At 43.0% G+C, this 19,985-nt stretch carries 13 protein-coding genes and 1 pseudogene; 13 read left to right on the top strand and 1 reads right to left on the bottom strand.

Annotated features, from left to right (window positions below; genetic code table 11):
* Positions 1-26: 26 nt before the first annotated feature.
* The 6 genes and pseudogenes from HWQ42_RS06755 to HWQ42_RS06730 all read left to right on the top strand — a co-directional run.
* A pseudogene (locus HWQ42_RS06755) lies at positions 27-1,682 on the top strand (ribulose bisphosphate carboxylase small subunit); the annotation flags it as partial.
* 99 nt (positions 1,683-1,781) lie between these two features.
* On the top strand, positions 1,782-2,039 hold the full coding sequence (locus tag HWQ42_RS06750) for a ribulose bisphosphate carboxylase small subunit (RefSeq protein WP_292736656.1): 258 nt from the start codon (positions 1,782-1,784) through the stop codon (positions 2,037-2,039).
* Between the two features lie 167 nt (positions 2,040-2,206).
* Complete coding sequence (locus tag HWQ42_RS06745; RefSeq protein WP_292810411.1) at positions 2,207-2,983, top strand: transferase; 777 nt, start codon at positions 2,207-2,209, stop codon at positions 2,981-2,983.
* 57 nt (positions 2,984-3,040) lie between these two features.
* Positions 3,041-3,829 carry a BMC domain-containing protein gene (locus tag HWQ42_RS06740; protein WP_292810408.1) on the top strand — a complete coding sequence of 263 codons (789 nt, stop codon included), beginning with the start codon at positions 3,041-3,043 and terminating at the stop codon, positions 3,827-3,829.
* Positions 3,830-4,073: 244 nt separating this feature from the next.
* Complete coding sequence (locus HWQ42_RS06735) at positions 4,074-5,015, top strand: LysR family transcriptional regulator (RefSeq protein ID WP_292810406.1); 942 nt, start codon at positions 4,074-4,076, stop codon at positions 5,013-5,015.
* A gap of 128 nt (positions 5,016-5,143) precedes the next feature.
* Positions 5,144-6,775: a mucoidy inhibitor MuiA family protein gene (locus tag HWQ42_RS06730; protein ID WP_292810404.1), complete on the top strand. Its 1,632-nt coding sequence runs from the start codon at positions 5,144-5,146 to the stop codon at positions 6,773-6,775.
* Between the two features lie 46 nt (positions 6,776-6,821).
* Here the strand turns inward: HWQ42_RS06730 and HWQ42_RS06725 are convergent, their stop codons facing one another.
* The gene (locus HWQ42_RS06725) at positions 6,822-7,532 is read right to left on the bottom strand and encodes a pYEATS domain-containing protein (RefSeq protein ID WP_292810402.1); all 711 of its coding nucleotides are present in this window, start codon (positions 7,530-7,532) and stop codon (positions 6,822-6,824) included.
* A 382-nt stretch (positions 7,533-7,914) separates the two neighbouring features.
* Between HWQ42_RS06725 and HWQ42_RS06720 the strand changes: the two genes are divergently transcribed.
* The 7 genes from HWQ42_RS06720 (at position 7,915) to HWQ42_RS06690 (ending at position 19,558) form a co-directional block, all read left to right on the top strand.
* The gene (locus tag HWQ42_RS06720; RefSeq protein ID WP_292736553.1) at positions 7,915-8,085 is read left to right on the top strand and encodes a ssl1498 family light-harvesting-like protein; all 171 of its coding nucleotides are present in this window, start codon (positions 7,915-7,917) and stop codon (positions 8,083-8,085) included.
* 368 nt (positions 8,086-8,453) lie between these two features.
* Positions 8,454-8,624 (top strand): ssl1498 family light-harvesting-like protein, encoded by a 171-nt coding sequence (locus HWQ42_RS06715; protein ID WP_292736552.1) that lies wholly within the window; start codon positions 8,454-8,456, stop codon positions 8,622-8,624.
* Positions 8,625-8,825: 201 nt separating this feature from the next.
* A complete protein-coding gene (locus tag HWQ42_RS06710; RefSeq protein ID WP_292810400.1) occupies positions 8,826-9,551 on the top strand; it encodes a Uma2 family endonuclease in 726 nt (241 codons plus the stop codon).
* A gap of 30 nt (positions 9,552-9,581) precedes the next feature.
* Positions 9,582-9,746, top strand: a complete 165-nt coding sequence (locus HWQ42_RS06705) for a hypothetical protein (RefSeq protein WP_292810398.1) — start codon at positions 9,582-9,584, stop codon at positions 9,744-9,746.
* Between the two features lie 39 nt (positions 9,747-9,785).
* Positions 9,786-10,568, top strand: coding sequence for a COP23 domain-containing protein (locus tag HWQ42_RS06700; RefSeq protein ID WP_292810396.1), 783 nt, complete (start codon positions 9,786-9,788; stop codon positions 10,566-10,568).
* A 413-nt stretch (positions 10,569-10,981) separates the two neighbouring features.
* Positions 10,982-15,157, top strand: coding sequence for a choice-of-anchor I family protein (locus HWQ42_RS06695; RefSeq protein WP_292810394.1), 4,176 nt, complete (start codon positions 10,982-10,984; stop codon positions 15,155-15,157).
* Between the two features lie 156 nt (positions 15,158-15,313).
* Positions 15,314-19,558 carry a phytase gene (locus tag HWQ42_RS06690; RefSeq protein ID WP_292810654.1) on the top strand — a complete coding sequence of 1,415 codons (4,245 nt, stop codon included), beginning with the start codon at positions 15,314-15,316 and terminating at the stop codon, positions 19,556-19,558.
* Positions 19,559-19,985 lie beyond the last annotated feature (427 nt).

Genomic DNA, 19,985 nt, shown 5'->3' with positions numbered 1-19,985 from the left:
GCAGACAATACAGGAGGAATCTCGCGATGGCAGTCCGCAGCACGGCGGCACCCCCAACCCCGTGGTCAAGGAATTTAGCTGAACCCCAAATCCATGAAACTTCCTTTGTGCATTCCTTCTCCAATGTGATTGGGGATGTACGAATAGGTGCAAATGTAATCGTTGCTCCGGGGACTACGATTAGAGCGGATGAAGGCACACCTTTTTATCTGGGTGAAAACACCAATATTCAAGATGGTGTTGTCATTCATGGGTTGGAGCAAGGCCGAGTAATTGGCGATGACCAAAATAAATACTCAGTATGGATTGGTAAAAACGCTTGCATTACCCACATGGCTCTAATTCACGGGCCAGCTTATGTAGGTGATAATTCCTTCATTGGCTTTCGCTCTACGGTATTTAATGCCAGGGTGGGTGCAGGTTGCATCGTGATGATGCACGCTTTAATTCAAGACGTAGAGGTTCCCCCTGGTAAGTATGTACCTTCGGGAGCGATAATTACCAGCCAGCAGCAAGCCGATCGCTTGCCAGATGTGCAAGATCAGGATAAAGAATTTGCTCATCATGTGGTTGGAATTAATCAGGCATTGCGAGCTGGTTATCTCTGTGCTGCGGATAGCAAATGTATAGCACCCATCCGGGATGAGAATGCTAAATCTTATACAGGTAATGGTATTACTGTTTTAGAGTTGGAAAGGAGTAGTGAAGTGTCGAGCAATAGCTTGGGTGCAGAAACAATAGATCAGTTGCGGTATCTATTGGGGCAAGGGTATAAAATTGGTACGGAACATGTAGACCAAAGACGTTTCCGCACGGGTTCTTGGACTAGTTGCCAACCAATCGAACCGAGATCGCTCGGTGAAGCGATCGCAGCATTAGAAAGCTGTGTAAATGACCATAGCGGCGAGTATGTCCGACTGTTTGGTATTGACAAAGATAGACGACGTGTGCTAGAAGCCATCATCCAACGTCCCGATGATGATGCAAAACCAGCTACCAGCTTTAAAGCGCCGACTGGTCGTAGCAATAGCAGTTACAGCAGCAGTAATGGTAACGGCAACAGCAACGGTTCTAGCAGTGGCAAAGTCAGTGGCGAAACTCTAGAGCAAATCCGCCAACTCTTGGCAGGTGGTTACAAAATTGGCATGGAACACGTAGATGAACGTCGTTTCCGCACTGGTTCCTGGACTAGTTGCACGCCAATTGATGCAACTTCCACAAATCAAGTCATCTCCGCTTTGGAAGAATGTATAGCAAGCCATCAAGGCGAGTATGTACGTTTAATCGGTATTGACACCAAAGCCAAACGGCGGGTATTAGAAACCATTATTCAACGTCCAAATGGTCAAGTAGCTTCCTCTGGTGGTCAGAAATCATTTACTACTAGTACAGCACCCTCTGGTACGGGAACAGCTAGCAGTAACCGCTTGAGTTCTGAAGTAGTAGACCAACTCCGGCATTTATTGGCTGGTGGCTCAAAAATTAGCATTGAACACGTAGATCAACGGCGATTCCGTACAGGTTCCTGGACTAGTACCGGTCAAATTCAAGCCTCCTCAGAAAGAGAAGCGATCGCAGCCATAGAAGCACACCTCGGCGAATACGAAGGGGAATATGTACGTTTAATTGGTATTGACCCGAAAGCCAAACGGCGGGTATTAGAGACCATTATCCAACGTCCAAATGGTCAAGTAGCTTCCTCTGGCGGTCAGAAATCATTTACTACTAGTGCAGCACCCTCTGCTACGGGAACAGCAACAGCAACAGCAACAGCTACCCGCTTGAGTTCTGAAGTAGTAGACCAACTCCGGCAATTATTGGCTAGCGGCTCAAAGATTAGCATTGAACACGTAGATCAACGTCGGTTCCGTACAGGTTCCTGGACTAGTACCGGTCAAATTCAAGCCTCCTCAGAAAGAGAAGCGATCGCAGCTGTAGAAAGACAACTCGGCGAATATCCAGGGGAATATGTGCGCTTAATTGGTGTTGACCCCAAAGCCAAACGTCGGGTATTAGAAACGATTATTCAACGCCCATAGTAGTGCTGAGTTAAAAGTGCTGAGTGCTGAGTTAACACTTTTTAAAGACACCAGTCAAAACAACTGTAAACTCAGATTTTAGAACATACTAATTACTCAGCACTCAGCACTCAGCACTCAGCACTCAGCACTCAGAACTTCATCCGGCTTCCGAGGTTAAAATTTCCATGTCTGTGCCGCTACTGCGCCTCAGCAATAACTTTGATACTTATATTAGTGGTGAGGTGACTATTCATCCAAACGCGGTACTTGCACCTGGGGTAATCCTCCAAGCGGCTATAAACAGCAAGATCGTCATTGGCCCAGGGGTCTGTATTGGCATGGGAGCAATTCTCCAAGTCCATGAGGGCACCCTAGAGGTAGAAGCAGGTGCAAACCTGGGAGCCGGTTTTTTGATGGTTGGCAAAGGCAAAATTGGAGCAAATGCTTGCATTGGTTCTGCGACAACAATTTTTAACTATTCGGTTGAACCTGGACAAGTAGTACCACCTGGTTCAATTTTAGGAGACACCAGTCGGCAGATTGCTCAAACAAAGGAACCCGAACCATCTACAACAAATAGCCCAGGTTCTACAAGTACGCCACCGCCTAAGGAAGAAGAAAATGGCTTAGGTGGAGTTCAGGAAAAGGTAGTTTCCTCAACTAACTTCTCAGCTTCGGCTTTTGTAGATTTCAAACAAAACAAGTCGATTTCTTACTTTAAATCTCCCGCCACTCCCGAAAGTCAGTCTCCTCCCGTGGAGGAACCGACCAATGATGCTGACTCCACTTTGGAATCAGCCGCCCAACCGTCTACAGAGCATAACTTAGACCCCAGTCAGCCAGTCGCAGAATCCCCTAACGGTTTTGGGACTCAAATTTATGGACAAGGGAACATAAGCAGACTGTTGACCACATTGTTTCCTCATAGACAATCCTTGAGCGACCCAAACTCTGACGATTAGTCCGAGTAAGTGTTAATTGTAAGTTGTCGGCTTTTTCCGTATTTTGGAGAATTCATCATGGAAACATACAATCAACGGCCTATTCGTACCATCGAGGGAACTAGTAGTCAAGAAACCTTTCAGGATACTGCTTTGGGTTTAGTTTCTACCCGCAGCTTTCCAGCGATCGTTGGGACGGCGGATATGATGCTGAAATCGGCCGGGGTTCACCTCGTTGGCTATGAAAAAACTGGTAGTGGTCATTGTACTGCGATCGTCCGGGGTGGAATTGCTGACGTGCGTCTGGCGGTAGAATCGGGTGTGCAAACGGCTGAACAGTTTGGTCAGTTGGTTTCTAGTTTGGTGATTCCCCGACCTTATGCCAACCTAGATATAGTGCTTCCCATCACAACCCGTTTCACTAAATTGATGCAAGAGGGCAATTATAGCCGTCTGAGTAATCAAGCAATTGGTTTGGTAGAAACGCGAGGATTTCCCGCGATGGTCGGAGCGTGTGATGCCATGCTCAAAGCCGCTGATGTTCATTTAGCAGCTTATGAAAAAATTGGTGCGGGTTTGTGTACAGCCATTATTCGTGGTTCCGTAGCGAATGTGGCGGTAGCAGTGGAAGCAGGAATGTTTGAAGCAGAACGGATTGGGGAATTGAATGCAGTGATGGTAATTCCTCGACCGTTAGACGAAATGGAGTTAACCCTGCCATTAGCAAACTGCTGGATAGAAGAACGCGAACCGTTAAACTTGCCAGTGAATATTAAAGAACAAGTTGCGGAAATTGAGGTACTAAGATTACCAGACTTAACCAAGCTACCGACAAAAGTTCAAGAAGAATTATGGAATGATGAATGATGAGTGATGAATTTTGGAAAATCATCATTCAGCATTCATCGGGAGATGGAAGGCATCTTACGCTTTAGCTGTTCTGATAATAGCTTCTTGAATCCATAAATAAAATACCTTTATTTAATATAAATGATAGAGTTTTGTCTATGGATAAAACTGGTAACTTTCTGTGAGCATCACTATATCATTTGCCAGTGTTCAGCAATACTAGTTTTATATCTATTAATCGCTATATATAGGAGAATCACCCTTGAACCAAGCGACGCTGCACCAGTTAAAGGTGTTCGAGGCGGCGGCACGGCACAGTAGCTTTACTCGTGCTGCTGAGGAATTGTTTCTCACCCAACCTACCGTTTCTATGCAGATCAAGCAACTAACAAAATCGGTAGGATTGCCATTATTTGAGCAAGTGGGGAAGCGGTTGTATCTGACAGAAGCCGGACGGGAATTATTTGCCACTTGTCGGCAGATTTTTCACAATATAGCCCAGTATGAAATGAAGGTGGCAGATTTAAAAGGGCTAAAACAGGGCCAATTATGTTTGGCAGTGATTACAACAGCAAAATATTTTATCCCACGTTTATTAGGGCCGTTTTGCGAACTTTATCCAGGGATTGATATCTCGCTACAAGTAACAAATCACGAACAAATTTTGGAACGGATGAGTCAGAATCTGGATGACTTATATATTATGAGTCAAATTCCAGACAATATCGATGTGACTTGTGAACCATTTTTAGAAAACCCTTTGATAGTCTTTGCACCGACTAATCATCCGTTATCTAAAGAAAAAAATATTCCTATACAACGCCTGTCTAACGAACCTTTTATTATGCGGGAACCAGGTTCAGGAACTCGTCGCGCCGTCCAAAAGCTCTTTGAAGAACAAGGTGTGACGGTAAAAGTCAAGTTAGAATTGGGCAGTAACGAAGCAATTAAACAAGCGATCGCAGGTGGTTTAGGTATTTCTGTTTTATCTCGTCATACCTTACTGTCAGACACTTCAGAGTTTAGCATTTTAGATGTACAACACTTCCCGATTCAGCGACATTGGTACATGGTTTATCCATCTGGCAAACAGATATCTATCGTCGCTCGTGCCTATTATGAGTATCTACTAGCTGCGGCAAAGAATTTTGTCGACCAAAATTCTGATACTGCTTCTAGTACCCTTGAACCAATTCACGGGTAAGAGAATTCGTAATTCGTAATTCGTAATTCGTAATTATGAATTACGAATTCCCTAAAGGGGTTGACTGTTAGACTGGGAAACATTGACAATTAACCAGCAGCATCATTAAAAATGGGGGAAAACTGGCAGTGGTTAACCCGGAACTACCGTCTTGGCGCAAAACAGTACAAAGCGAGATTGTAGCTGTTACCGTGTATTCTGACAGAGCATTGGTTACACGACGAGGTGTAGTTTATTTAACAGGAATTGAACAGGAATTAGTAATTACCCCAGTGCCCATAACTCTAGAAACTGAGTCTGTCAGAGTTAGTGGTACAGGTACGGTAGGGGTGCGCTTGGTGGGAGTTAGTAGCGATCGCATCTACACTACTGAACCTATAGCGGAGCGAGTAGCACATTTGACAAGGCAGATTCAGCAATTAGAAGCAGAAAAACGCCACCTACAAGCTCAGGTAGATGCTTTAGCATTGCAGTCTAGTTTTATTGCCGGCTTACGTGAAAAAACAGAAGAACCCTTTTCACAGAGTTTGTCTCGAAAAAATCTCAGCCTCAGCGAAACATTGGATTTCCTCAACTTTCTCGGAAGCCAGTATAGTGAATATGCGATCGCATCTGGAGAGTGCAAAACCCAACAGCAGGAATTAGACAAACAACTGCAAGCACTCTACAGCTCATTGCAAATAATCCAAACGCCCCATCCCAAAGAGAGTTTTAGCTTAGTTGTAGCCGTTGAAGTAGCGGGTGAAGGCGAATTTGAATTAGAGGTATCCTACATAGTAAATCGTGCTAGCTGGAATCCGCTTTATGACTTGCGCTTTAGCACTACCAGCGATATTGTGCATCTGAGCTACCTTGCAGAAATCACTCAAAGCACTGGCGAAGATTGGATTGGCGCAAATCTCACCCTTTCTACCGCTAAACCAGGACTAGGTACACTTCCACCTAAACTTGAACCTTGGTATATTGATGCGCCACGTCCCCAAATGTTACGACGATCTCGATTAGCTGCCCAGCCACCACTGCTGCCTAGCATACCAGAACCGCCTGCTTCTGCTGCCAGATCTGATTGGCAAGAACAAGAAGAAGTTGCAGAGGATAGTCTTATCCCAGCAGAAACCGTTACAGCAGAAGTATCCAAAGAAGGTAGTGTAGTTACCTTTAAATTGAATGGCGGTGGTAACATTCCCAGCGATGGCGCACCTCATAAAACTACAATTTTCAATGATGATTATCCTTGTAGCTTCGATTATGTAGCAATGCCGCGCTTGGTAAGCTTTGCTTATCTACAAGCGAATGTGAAAAATAATCCCCACGGTGCGACTTTGTTACCAGGTAAAGCGAATATTTTCCGCGATAACGTTTTTATTGGGACAACTCAGTTAGAAAATATTGCACCAGGGCAAGAGTTTAAACTGAACTTAGGAATTGACGAAGGTTTAAAAATTGAGCGCGACTTAGTTGAGCGCCTGGTAGATAAAAGATTAATTAGCAACCAGCGCCGGATTACTTATAGTTATCGGTTGATTGTTACTAACTTACTAGAGAAAGAAGTAAATCTAAAATTAACTGAACAATTGCCAGTTAGCCGCAACGAGCAAATTAAAGTACGCCTCAGTCGCAGCAACCCACAAATTCAACTCGGTGAAATGGGAATTTTAGAATGGCTGTTAAGTCTTCCACCACAAGAGCGACGAGAGATATATTATCAGTTTAATCTTGAACATCCACCTGACTTAATGGTAGTGGGGTTAGATATTTAAGGAATTATAAAAAATAAATTCTCTAATAGTTATTAGGGTGTGTTAATTACTCTGGTGGGCGTCCTGGTAGATCGAGATAGCGAGTCAGCCATAACGCTTCTTGATTTTTTCGTTCAACGTATGCAATTACCGTGAACTCTCCCCAAATATTCAGCCATAGTTCAAACTGATTATTATGTGACTCAGTAGCAATAATTTGCTTTTTAAAAGAGTTATGTAAGCGATAGGTAACGCGAATACAATTATTAAAATCAACTTCTGAATAAGCTTCTAGCCAAACCTTAACCCGGTAAAGTCCACGTTTGTCTAAAGTTTTGGGTGCAATCACCTCAGATGTATGAATTAAATAGACACTCTCATCAATTACTGTAGAGTGTTTTTGATAATTCAGAACTTTTTCATTAATATCTTCAGGGATAGTTATACCACTCACACCTTCCGAAGTTGCAGTCCTTACCTGTGCATTTTTGATCGCTAGTGGAGCATCTAACTCCACAAAATTTCCGAATTTAACTGGAGAACCATCTTGGATTCTTGCGATAAAAGCATTAAATAAGCTACTAATTTGTTCGCTAAAATTTTTATTAATATATCTGATTATAAAAACCCAAAATACTAACCAGACTATGGTTTGCCAGAAAGGAACCCAACTCGCACCTAGTAGGTTTACTCCGTCCTGTTTCCTTTTGAGAATTGGGGATGGCGATGGTTCAGAGGTTTGTGCAATATAAATAGTCTGAAAATTAATAATTTTCATTATGTTGTTAAACCAAATATATCCAAAGCCAAGCTTATCACCAATAATAGCCAGTTAGATGTTGGACAGGGGAATCAACCTTTTTCACCTAATCTTTTTAGTTTTAGCTCAAACTCTCAAACATTTTGGTACTCTCTTTTTTCATATATAGAACACGATTTAACATATCAGTTCTATTTTCTAATTCACCATTTTTTACCTGTCATTACAATACGATCGCCATTTTTGCTCTGTCTAGAGGAACCGCTTCGCCAGAATCTGCGATCGCTGATTAATCAATTTTATCAAAGCTATTAGTCTTTTTTTGTCAAGCCCTCTTGACAGTTTGTAACAAAACTGTTATATTTAGTTACATAAGATAACAAAACAAAAAAAGAAAACTATGTATACCACCACTAACGAAGACGGCATTCTCAACAACTACGCAGCAGAACCCAAGATGTACTACGCTGAGTACCCGGCAATTTGGGAACAACGTAAATACGTTTTACAGAGTCTTTTTGCAACTTTAATTGTCACCGCTTTAGTTTTGGTTAGTTTTAGCGTTAGCTAAGATTTTTAAATTTCGGTATCGCTGTATCTCATTGTCATTCATACTTCTCTCTGTCACCTCGGCTAGTTTCGCCGGGGTTTTTTGTGTTTTATGTATCTTAAACGGTAGTAAGTAAGCGTACAGAATTAATTACAGTCATTGCGAGCGAACATTTCGCAACTCTTGGAGACGCTACCGCGTAGCTTACTTCCCCGTAGGGGTACGCTGCATTCGCAATGACATTGTGTAATTAATTTTGTTTATTTACTTAGTATACTGATAAGTCATTTTTATATTTACCATCAGTCTTTTTTTGTCAAGTCCTGTTGACGATTTGTAACAGAAATATTATATTTATTTACATAAATAAACAAAAAAAAGAAAAAACTATGTACACCACCACTAACGAAGACGGCATTCTCAACAACTACGCAGCAGAACCTAAAATGTACTACGCTGAGTACCCGGCAATTTGGGAACAACGTAAATACGTTTTACAGAGTCTTTTTGCAACTTTAATTGTCACCGCTTTAGTTTTAGTTGGTTTTAGCGTTAGCTAAGATTTTAAATTTCGGTATCGTTGTATCTCATCGTTAATCTCACTTCTCGACTTTACCTCGGCTAATTTAGCCGGGGTTTTTTGTGTTTTATGTATTCCAAAGTGCGAGTCGTATATTGCGTTTTAAAATAACAGCGTTGCTCCTGACAACAAACCACTGGTGAGCCATAAAATAAAGACAAATCAATAAAAGGGGGTGTTTATGGCAACCCAACTCGGTGAAGCTAAATCTTCAACAGAACTGGTAATATCTTGGGAAGCATTGCCCGCAGATTTTCATCTAGAGGATGAACCAGTGGAAAATACAGGTCAGCCACTATTGGCTGGTGCTTTGCGCGAAAGCCTTGAGATAAGTGGTTTCATCCAACCGCAGATGTTGATAGCCTCAAATTTTGGACTTTGTGCGACGGTAAACGGACAATTTGTTGCTAAAGCACGCGACTGGGTTTATGTGCCATCGGTAAATCAGGTTTTAGGAGAACGCAAAAGCTATACACCCAATTTAGATGGAGATATTCCGGCAATTGTGATGGAATTTCTATCTGACACTGAGGGTGGAGAATACTCTTTTAAGCGAACTTATCCACCAGGAAAATGGTTTTTTTACCAGCAGATTCTTCAAGTCCCAATTTATGTAATTTTTGACCCAAATGGCGGTTTGTTAGAATTTTACCAACTCGAAAATAGACGCTACGAGTTAAAGCAACCTGATGAAAATGGCCGTCATTGGATTGATTCAATGGGTTTATTTCTGGGAACTTGGCAAGGAACAAAAGAAGCCAGAACTGGTTATTGGTTGCGCTGGTGGGATGAGGCAGGTAATTTGTTACTTTGGGCAGTGGAACAAATCGAACAGGAACGTCAACAAAAAGAACGGCTAATTGCCTATTTACAATCTCAAGGTATCGATCCAAATAATTTGCCTTAGCAGATAAAAATAAAATTTTCAAGTATTTGAGTGACTCAGTTCAAGCAAATAAGTGCTGCACCCGTTACGCTTACCAAGGAGTGGGGCATCATACAGAAATTCAAGCTGGTGAAAAAGCTACTCGCCGACAAAAAAGCACAAAAAGAAAAAAATAAGTTTTTGCTGAATCAAAAGCCAGAATTATTCGTCATTTAAACTATCAATTCCCTACTTATTTCTCCTGGAGGATGATTTATGTCATCACAACTGCTGCGATTTATAACTTTGGGTAGTCTTGGCTTATCTTTGTGTCTGGGCAATTCCGTAGCGATGGCGCAATATGATTCTACTGGCGATGGTGTTGTAGTACCAACAGTACCATCAGGTGGTACATCAGCACCAGTTCCAATAGACACATCGACAGGTGTACCACCTTCACCCTCAGCTGACGGTACAACTCGGTTTACCTGTCAAACTTATAATGGACAGTACACTGTCATGTATCAGCCCCAAAGTCAACCAGGACAATTCTTTCCTTGGGCAGCACCTGCGGCTTTAGGTGGTGGTTGGGACGCCCAAAGGCGTTGTACAGCAATTGCTAGTCGTTTGGAACTTTATCGCCCAGATGGTTTACAAGAACTCCAGACAGCAGTAGAAAATAACGAAAATATTGTCTGCGTTACAACTGAAACTAACCCAACCTGTAGAATTGTGCTGACAGTCCCCCGTGGAAAAGACCCCTACGTTATCCGCAATAGCATTTTTCAGAACTTGACTACTGCTGACAGTGGACAACAGACTATAGCCGTTAATACTTATGGCGATCGCAGTAGTGGAGGCAACGAATTATATAATTTAGGACGCACACTTCTAGGCAGTGGCAATAATCCGGTTAGTTCATCTAGAAGTGGGATTAATCTGAAACCTTTCCTCGATCGTCAAGATGGCGGTACTGGAAACAATTTGCGGAGTGGAGTAGCAATTCGTCGTCAGTCTCAACCTAACGGTGTTCGTCTCAGCCCTGGTAAGTTCCGGTAAGCAAGAGTGGTTTTTAATACAAAATGAATTTCAAATAAAAAATATCCAACTACTTATTGTGGGGCGGACATCTTGTCCGCCTTTTTTTATGGGCGTAAAATTGCTGCCCCCGGACTTCTTCAAGATGTCGGGGATTTAAATCCAACTGTATATTCTGAAAGCAACTCAATACCAAATATTTGTTCTTTTAACCTTTTGCTAGCAGTTTCTTAATGTTGCTGAGATAACTTGAGGTTGCTGAATATGGATTAATACTAGTAAAAGCCGTAGCTTTTTTGACTACAAAATAGTTTTTCTTGATAGTGATATTGCGATTGTCAATGTGACTAGATTATGTTTGGAAATTATTATTTAACATCAGCTTTTCAGGCGAATTTCAAACAATACAAAATAAATTGAAGGAGACGTTATTAATGGCTTTGACACAAGGCGATATTGCTTTTATCTCTTTCAATGCTGATGAAGATGGCTGGTCTATGGGCAGCACCACTTCCCAAAATATTACGATTACCAACAATAACTCCAGCATTTTGCAGAAAGTTGGTGGCTTTAGCAGTACTAATGGAGCCGAAATATCCGCCTTTGATTCTGGAAGCGATCGCTTATTTGTGGTTGCTGGCAGCACAGTTGAAATTTATAATGTCAGCAATACAGGCACGCTAGCCTTAGCTGGTTCTTTGACAACAGGATTTACGCCTCCCGCAGGGACACAAGCCATTCCCAATAGTATTGCGGTGAAAAATGGTATTGTCGCAGTCGCCTACGCCATCCAAAACACCACCACAAACGCCCAACAGACAGGACAGGTGAGTTTCTACAATGCCGCCGGCACATTCTTGAACTCGGTGGCGGTGGGTGCATTACCCGATATGCTCACCTTTACGCCCGATGGCACGAAGGTATTAGTAGCAAATGAGGGAGAACCCAACAGCTACGGGCAAGTAAATTTGGTAGATCCTGAAGGTTCAGTCAGTATTATTGATATCTCTGGTGGCGTAGCGAATGCAACTGTTGCCCAAGCCTCATTTACGAGCTTCAATAGCCAGATTGCCACACTCAAAGCCGCAGGTGTGCGGATTACTGGCCCCGGCTCGACGGTGGCACAAGACTTAGAACCAGAGTATATTGCTGTATCTCCAGATGGCAAAACTGCGCGGATTACCTTGCAAGAAAACAATGCGATCGCTATTCTGGATATTGCCAGCGCCACCATCACCAATATTTTGCCTCTGGGTGCGAAGAATTACAATCTTCCAGGTAACGGATTAGATGCTAGCGATCGCGACCTAACCAGCAGTAGTGGTAAAATTAATATTCAGAATTGGCCAGTGTTTGGGTTATATCAACCCGATGCGATCGCTAGCTTCACCGCCAACGGACAGACTTACTACATTACCGCTAACGAAGGAGATTCCCGCGACTACACTGGTTTTAGCGAGGAAATCCGGGTGGGCGCAAATGGATATGTTTTAGATCCAACAGTTTTCCCCAATGCAGCTACCTTAAAGCAAAACACCAACCTGGGACGGTTGACAGTTACAAATGCCACAGGAGACACGGACGGAGACGGAGATTTTGACCGCATCGAAGCATTTGGGGGACGTTCCTTTTCGATTTGGAATGCCAGCGGCAATCAGATATTCGACAGTGGCGACCAATTTGAACAAATTACGGCAACCAAAGTACCAACTCTGTTTAACTCAGATGGTGCGGCTGATACCTTTGACACCCGTAGCGATAACAAAGGCCCTGAACCCGAAGGCGTGGCGATCGGAGTCATCAATAACCGCACCTATGCTTTTATTGGTTTAGAACGTACTGGCGATGTCATCGTTTACGAAGTGACAAATCCCAACAAGCCAAGTTTCGTTCAATATATCAACACTCCTGAAAATGTTGCGATCGAAGGGCTAACCTTTGTCTCGGCGGCTGACAGTCCCACAGGCAAACCTTTGTTAGTTACTACAGCCGAAGTCAGCAAGACTGTTGCGGTATTTGAAGTAACTCCATCTGTTCGGATTAGCGACATTCAGGGAACGGGGCATATCTCATCCTTTAGAAATCAGACTGTCAGCAATGTAGCGGGAATTGTCACGGTTAAAGCAAGTAACGGTTTTTACTTGCAAGATCCTACTCCAGACAGCGACGATAGCACTTCTGAAGCCATTTTTGTTTTCACCTCATCAGCACCAACTGTATCCGTCGGCGATTCGGTATTAGTCAGTGGAACAGTTACAGAGTTTCGTTCTGGCAACGATGCCAATAATTTAACCAAAACACAAATTACCACTCCTACAATTGTTACCGTTTCTAGTGGCAATGATCTACCCACTACTACAATCCTTGGTAATGGTGGCAGAACAATCCCGACAACGGTAATCGATAACGACACGATCGCTAATATCGAAACTGGAACAACCACCTTCGATCCTGCCCAGGATGGCATCGACTTCTATGAAAGCTTAGAAGGAATGCTGGTACAGGTGAATAACCCAATTACTACTTCACCCACTGCAAACTTTGGCACATCAGAGGAAATTTGGGTATTAGCAGACAATGGCGCAAATGCTACAGGTAGGACGGTTCGCGGTGGTAGCCTGATTAGTGCTTCAGACTTCAATCCTGAGCGGATTCAAATTGACGATCTCAACAATGCTTTAGTGCTACCTGAAGTTAATGTTGGTACGCAACTTAGTAATATTGTTGGTGTCGTTGACTACAGCTTTAACAACTATGAAGTTCTAGTATCGGCTGCTCCCACAGTAGTACAGAACAGTAACATTCAAAAAGAAGTCACTAACCTAACTTCTACCACCAACCAACTGACGATCGCTACCTACAATGTTGAAAATCTCGATCCAGGTGACGATCAAACCAAGTTTAACAACCTGGCTAATCGCATTGTTAATAATCTCAAATCACCAGATATCATTAGTCTCGAAGAAATTCAGGACAATAACGGTGCAACAAATGATAGCGTCGTTCATGCCAGCACCACCTTCCAAAAGTTAATTGATACAATTACTGCTGCTGGTGGCCCCACGTATCAATATCGCCAAATTAACCCAGTAGACGATACGAACGGCGGTGAACCTGGTGGAAATATCCGGGTAGGTTTTTTGTTTAATCCTAATCGTGTCAACTTTGTAGATCGCTCTGGCAGTACTTCCACGATCAGCACCACAGTTACTAATGTCTCTGGTGTTCCTACAGTTTCTAATAGTCCTGGTTTAATCGACCCCACCAACTCCGCTTTCACTAGCAGTCGTAAGCCGTTAGTTGGTGAATTTACTTTCAACGGTGAAACTGTTTATGTAATTGGCAACCACTTTAATTCTAAAGGTGGCGACCAACCATTATTTGGGCCGAATCAACCACCAACTCTCGCTAGTGAAACCCAGCGCCAGCAACAAGCTACCCTGGTGAAAAACTTTGTTGAGAGTATTTTAGCGATCGCCCCCAAAGCCAATGTAGTAATGGCGGGTGACTTAAATGACTTTGAATTTTCCAACCCCGTCAACACCCTAAAAAGCGCTGGACTGACTTCCTTAATTGAAACTCTGCCGCAAAATGAGCGTTACACCTACAACTTTGAAGGTAACGCCCAAACCCTTGACCACGTTTTAGTTAGTAATAATTTGCTCAACAAGCTGGATGGATATGATGTAGTTCACATCAACTCAGAGTTTGCCGATCAGGATAGCGATCATGACCCTAGTGTGGCTCGGTTTAATCTCCCTAAAAACAATGCTCCTACGGTAGTACAGCCAATTGACGACCAAATCATTTCTACCAATAAAGCTTTTTCTTTCAATATCAGTAACAAATTTGCTGACGTAGATCGAGGCGACACCCTGACTTACAGTGCAACAGGTTTACCTACTGGTTCTAGTATCGTTGCCAACACAGGTGTGATATCCGGCACTATCTCCCAAATCGGTATTTTTGCAGTCACAGTTACCGCAGCTGATGGTAAAGGCGGTAATGTTAGCGATATCTTTGACTTGACTGTTGCCAATAACAAGGCAACATCTGGCAACGACATTATCTTTGTCAGCGAACTTACTGGTTTGAACAGATACATAGTCAATGCTCTAGCAGGGAGCGATCGCGTCATCGGCACTAATACCAGTGAATTAATCGACGGTGGAGCAGGCAATGATTACCTGGATGGCAAGGGAGGCATAGATGTACTCCTTGGTGGCGATGGCAATGACACAATCTTAGGTGGAATTGGCAATGACGCACTTTCTGGGGGTAATGGCAATGACCGCCTGATTGGTTGGGGCGGTGGCACAAACGAAATTGACCTCCTCAACAGCGATCAGGGTGCAGATACTTACGTTTTAGGTGATGCCACCTTAGCTTTTTATACCAGTTCTCGCAACAATGATTATGCCGATATTCTCAACTTTCAAGCAAGCGATCAGATTCAGCTTAAGGGAGTTGCTAACAATTACTCACTAGGGTCAGTTAGATCGGCTGTAGGCATTTTCACCAACAATGGAACGGAATTAATTGCTGTTGTAGAAAACGGGTTAAACCGCAATACAAATTTGGCAACAGATACTCGTTTCGTCTTTATTTAACGCAGATTTAATCGAACTCCGATTTCTCTGTGTACTCTGCGCCTCTGCGGTTCCCTATTCCCAATTTTCAAAGCAGTCTCATATCTAGAATCTATCTCAGAATTAAACATGGTAACTACTAATACAATTCGCTTTTCTCAATTCAACGCTTCTTTGGTGAAGCAAAGTACTTTTGCCACAGGCTTTATTCCTGCTGGTGCGGCGGGAACTGTGAATGGGGTACAAACTCCAGTGGGTGGACTATCCGGTGTCACCTACGATGCAGTTAACAACCGCTACTATGCAATCTCAGACGATCGCTCCCAAGTTGCCCCTGCCCGTTTTTATACCTTCACCGCCACCGATTCCGGGGTGAATTTTACTAATGTCACCACCCTGAAAGATACCAATGACAAATTTTTTGCAACCAATAGCCTTGACCCAGAAGGTATCGCTTTAACTAACAATGATACAGTCTTTATCTCTTCCGAGGGGGAAGTTAACCCTGCTGCTGGTCGCGTTAGCAATCCCTTTATTAAAGAGTTTTCGCTAGCTACAGGGCAAGAAATAAGATCGCTATTTGTCCCCAGGAAATTCCTACCAGTAGTTGAAGATACCAACAGTAACGGTATTCTCTATGCAGATGATACGCAGACATCAGGTGTTTACAATAACTTAGCCTTTGAAAGCCTCACCATTACACCCGACCAGAAAACCTTATTCACTGCGACTGAAAACGCGCTGTCCCAAGATGGATTAAAAGCTTCACTCACCAGTAGCAGCCGTTCCCGGATTCTGCAATACAATCTGCTTAGTGGACAACCAGAAAAAGAATACCTTTACATTACCGATGCGATCGCCCAAGCACCCAACCCTAGCACAGGCTCGGCTGACAATGGCTTGACAGATTTACTTGCGATCGATAATCGTGGCACATTACTGGCCTTAGAACGTTCTTTTGCACAAGGTGTAGGCAACACCATCAAAATCTACGAAGTTTCTTTGCAAGGTGCAACTGACATTAGTTTCTACGATTCTCTCAATAATTTGAGTGCTGAACAACTAGCAGCTATTAAACCTGCCCAAAAGCGTCTGCTATTGAATTTAAATGACTTAAACTTGCCTAACGGTACAGATAACATTGAGGGTATTACTTTTGGCCCAAAACTAGCAGATGGTAGCCAGTCGATTGTGCTAGTAAGTGATAACAACTTCAATCAAAGCCAATTTACCCAAATCCTCACTTTGGATGCAGACTTAGTTCCAACTGCTGCACCCACAGTAGAAACTCGTCCCGATTTATTGGACGATGAAACCTTACCAGTAGATCAACGTGCCGATGCTGATGATCCTGCAATCTATGTTAATGCCACAAACTCTGCTGATAGCCTAGTATTAACCTCAGTCAAAAATGCTGGATTGCGGGTTTATGACTTGTCTGGTAATTTGTTGCAAACAGTTAACCCCGGTGGCATTCGCTATAACAATATTGACCTGCAATACGGGTTTAAATTAGGCAATCAATCGGTCGATATTGCTGTCGCTAGCGATCGCAACAACGACAAACTAGCAATCTTCAAAATTAACCCCAACCCCACCATCCCCGGACAATACTTGGAAGATATCACCGATAGCAATATTGCTACTATCTTCCAAGCAGCACCTTTTGAACCTCCCTATTCCCCATCAACTCGCAGTTCTTACGGACTTACCTTATACCGTAGCCCCATAACTAATGATTACTATGTCTTTACCAGTCGGCGAGAAACTGGAGACATAGCTCAATTCAAATTGATCGACAAAGGTAATAACCAAATTGGCGCGGAACTGGTGCGGGAGTTCACCATCCCTTCGCCCACCACAGCAGGGCGTTCTCCGCAAACCGAGGGTATGGTGGTAGACCAAGAAACCGGCTTTCTCTACATAGCCCAAGAAGATGTGGGCATCTGGAAATTCCAAGCAGAACCAAACGGTGGCACAACAGGCAAGCTGATTGATCGCGTTCGTTTTGAGGGTGGTTCTCACCTCACCGATGATGCCGAAGGGTTGACTATCTACTACGGCAAAAACGGCACAGGCTACTTACTAGCATCCAGCCAAGGCGATAGCACCTTTGTTGCCTACACACGTGAAGGTAATAACGAATACGTAGGTAACTTTGCCATTGGTAACAATGGGTCAATTGACAGCGTGCAAGAGTCAGATGGTGCTGATGTCATTAACGTGCCACTGGGGCCTAACTTTCCATTTGGTTTATTTGTCACTCAAGATGGTTCTAATGAACCTGCCAAAATAGTTAGTGATGAAGGCGAAGAAGAAAACATCAGCTCTAACTTCAAGCTGGTACCTTGGGAAAATATTGCCAATGCCTTCCCCAATTCTCTAAATATCGACACTACTAGTTACGATCCTCGCAATCCTGTTGCTCAACCCAAGCTGACTATCTATGAATTTGAAAACTTACCCAAGTTAGGAACAACCTCTGAGAATCAAGATATTTTCTTAGGTGGTTTTTCTGGGTTGTATTTCCAAGGGTTTGCAGCAAATGGCAACCTGAAATTTGTTACCAATACAGACCGTGGCCCCAATGGAGAACCTGATGGTGTTAAAAGACCATTTTTATTACCCAACTTCCAGCCAGAAATAGTTAGTTTTGAACTCAACCGCACCACAGGCGAAATCACCGTTACCAACAGAACTGGTCTATTCCGCCAAGATGGAACGACCCCATTAACGGGATTGCCTAACTTGCAAGCTGTAGGAAACGGTTTAGCCTACACAGATGAAATTGCCGTTGACTTAGACAAAAATGTTTTAGCTAACGATCCTTTGGGTGCTGACTTAGAAGGAATTGTAATTGCGGAAAATGGAGATTACTGGTTGGTGGATGAGTACCGTCCGGCAATTTACCACTTTGATGCTAACGGTAAGCTGATTGACCGCTTTATTCCTCAAGGAACTGCCACAGCACCTAACCCAGATCAATCAGCTGGAACTTTTGGCACTGAGGTCTTGCCAGCAGTTTATGCCCAACGCCGCAATAACCGGGGGTTTGAAGCTGTCGCACTGGAAGGTAATAAATTATATGCCTTTATTCAGAGTCCAATTGATAATCCAGATGTCGCCAATGATGGGACTTCCAAAGCTTCTCTCAACCTGCGAATTCTAGAGTTTGATATTGTCAGCAAGCACGTAACAGGAGAGTATTTATATCGCCTAGAAGGTCTACCGGGAACTGATAAAATTGGCGATGCAGTCTCCTTGGGTAACGGCAAATTTGCAGTAGTTGAACGAGATGACAATGGTACATCTGCTGGCAATAAACTAATTTACCAAATTGATTTAGCTGGGGCGACCAACGTCAACAATCCTGCTAACTTTACCTTGCCAGCTGGTAAAACTATTGAACAACTTACCTCTGCGGAGTTAGCTACTGCCAATATTAACCCTGTCAGCAAGAGTTTAATTGCTAATGCTGCTCAGTTGGGTTACACCGGAGTGGAAAAATTAGAAGGTCTAGCATTGGTAGCACCCAATACTCTAGCCTTGATTAATGACAACGACTTCAACATTACGGGTAATACGGCTGCGGAAAAACTCGGCATTCTTGAATTACCCAATAATCTGACAACTGTACAGCCTACTTTTCCGAACGGTTTTGGTTCTAGCAATAGCGATACTGTCAATCTTGAGCCAGGACAATTCTTTAGTGCAGGTGATGGAGCAGACTTTGTAGAAGGTGCTGAAGGTAACACAATCCTGGCTGGAAATGGAGATGACACAGTGCTTGCAGGGAATAACTCTTCAGTTTCTGGGGAAGACGGTAGCGATCGCATATTTATTGGTCAAAATGGCTCGGTTCAAAATACCAGTGCCGATGGTGGCAGTGGTGATGATGTTATTACTGTGGTAGAAGCCAGTGGTAGCAATAATTTATTTGGGGCGGCAGGTGATGATAATCTCACAGTAATTGAAGGTTCTCGTCAAGCATTATTCGGTGGCTCAGGTAACGACAGCATCAGAAGTGGCGGTAGCAATAACCGTCTTTATGGTGGTTCTGGTGATGACAAACTCTTTTCTAATGTCAATGATTCCCTGTTTGGTGGCGCTGGTGATGATGTCCTATTTGCTGGTCAACAGGGTGGCGATCGCCTTAGTGGTGGTACTGGTGTCGATCAATTCTGGATTGCTAACGCCAGTCTGCCAACTAGCAAGAACATAGTGACTGATTTTACAGTTGGCATTGATAAAATCGGGCTTGGCGGTATTGGTGTTACTCAGTTTAATGCCCTGACACTATTACAACAGGGTAATAATACTATCGTGAAAATCGGAAATACTGAGTTAGTTTCATTGACAGGAATTACATCAAATACTCTTACAGCAAATGACTTTATTTTCTCTGTCAGTGTTGTAGGTTAATTTGTTTGCCTATTGTGATTGTTACAGCTTCATTACACAGCAAAAGTTAATGAAGCTGTACTCAATCATTATTGCAAAAGCAATTAAAGAGAAAGGCTATAAAGCAATACAGTTAAGATAAGACCAAAACACTTGTAGAGACGGCGATTTATCGCGTCTCAAAACCCACGATTTTGTACAAGTAGCCCTTAACCCAAGCGTATTGGGTTATAAAGTATTATCTGACGAAAGTTACAAAATTAAGCATCATATCAGTATATAAAAAATAATTTTTCATACCATCCAAAATACAGACATATTTGTTAACTGCATATTAGGTACAAGATTGCAATACAAGATTTCTTAACCAGTCCACAATTTATTCACAACTTTTGCTATGTATCTTAATTAATATGCAATTGGCATTGTTAATTAAGATACTAAAGGT

The sequence above is a fragment of the Nostoc sp. JL23 genome (genome assembly GCF_017115065.1).
Lineage (GTDB): Bacteria > Cyanobacteriota > Cyanobacteriia > Cyanobacteriales > Nostocaceae > Nostoc > Nostoc punctiforme_A.
This window is presented reverse-complemented; position numbering and strand designations above follow the sequence as displayed.

Excerpts from the sequence above, each read along its gene's own strand:
- HWQ42_RS06700 (WP_292810396.1), top strand. The coding sequence starts at position 9,786 with ATGTCATCACAACTGCTGCGATTTATAACTTTGGGTAGTCTTGGCTTA.
- HWQ42_RS06695 (WP_292810394.1), top strand. The coding sequence starts at position 10,982 with ATGGCTTTGACACAAGGCGATATTGCTTTTATCTCTTTCAATGCTGAT.
- HWQ42_RS06725 (WP_292810402.1), bottom strand. The coding sequence starts at position 7,532 with ATGAAAATTATTAATTTTCAGACTATTTATATTGCACAAACCTCTGAA.
- HWQ42_RS06740 (WP_292810408.1), top strand. The coding sequence starts at position 3,041 with ATGGAAACATACAATCAACGGCCTATTCGTACCATCGAGGGAACTAGT.
- HWQ42_RS06710 (WP_292810400.1), top strand. The coding sequence starts at position 8,826 with ATGGCAACCCAACTCGGTGAAGCTAAATCTTCAACAGAACTGGTAATA.
- HWQ42_RS06715 (WP_292736552.1), top strand. The coding sequence starts at position 8,454 with ATGTACACCACCACTAACGAAGACGGCATTCTCAACAACTACGCAGCA.
- HWQ42_RS06720 (WP_292736553.1), top strand. The coding sequence starts at position 7,915 with ATGTATACCACCACTAACGAAGACGGCATTCTCAACAACTACGCAGCA.
- HWQ42_RS06745 (WP_292810411.1), top strand. The coding sequence starts at position 2,207 with ATGTCTGTGCCGCTACTGCGCCTCAGCAATAACTTTGATACTTATATT.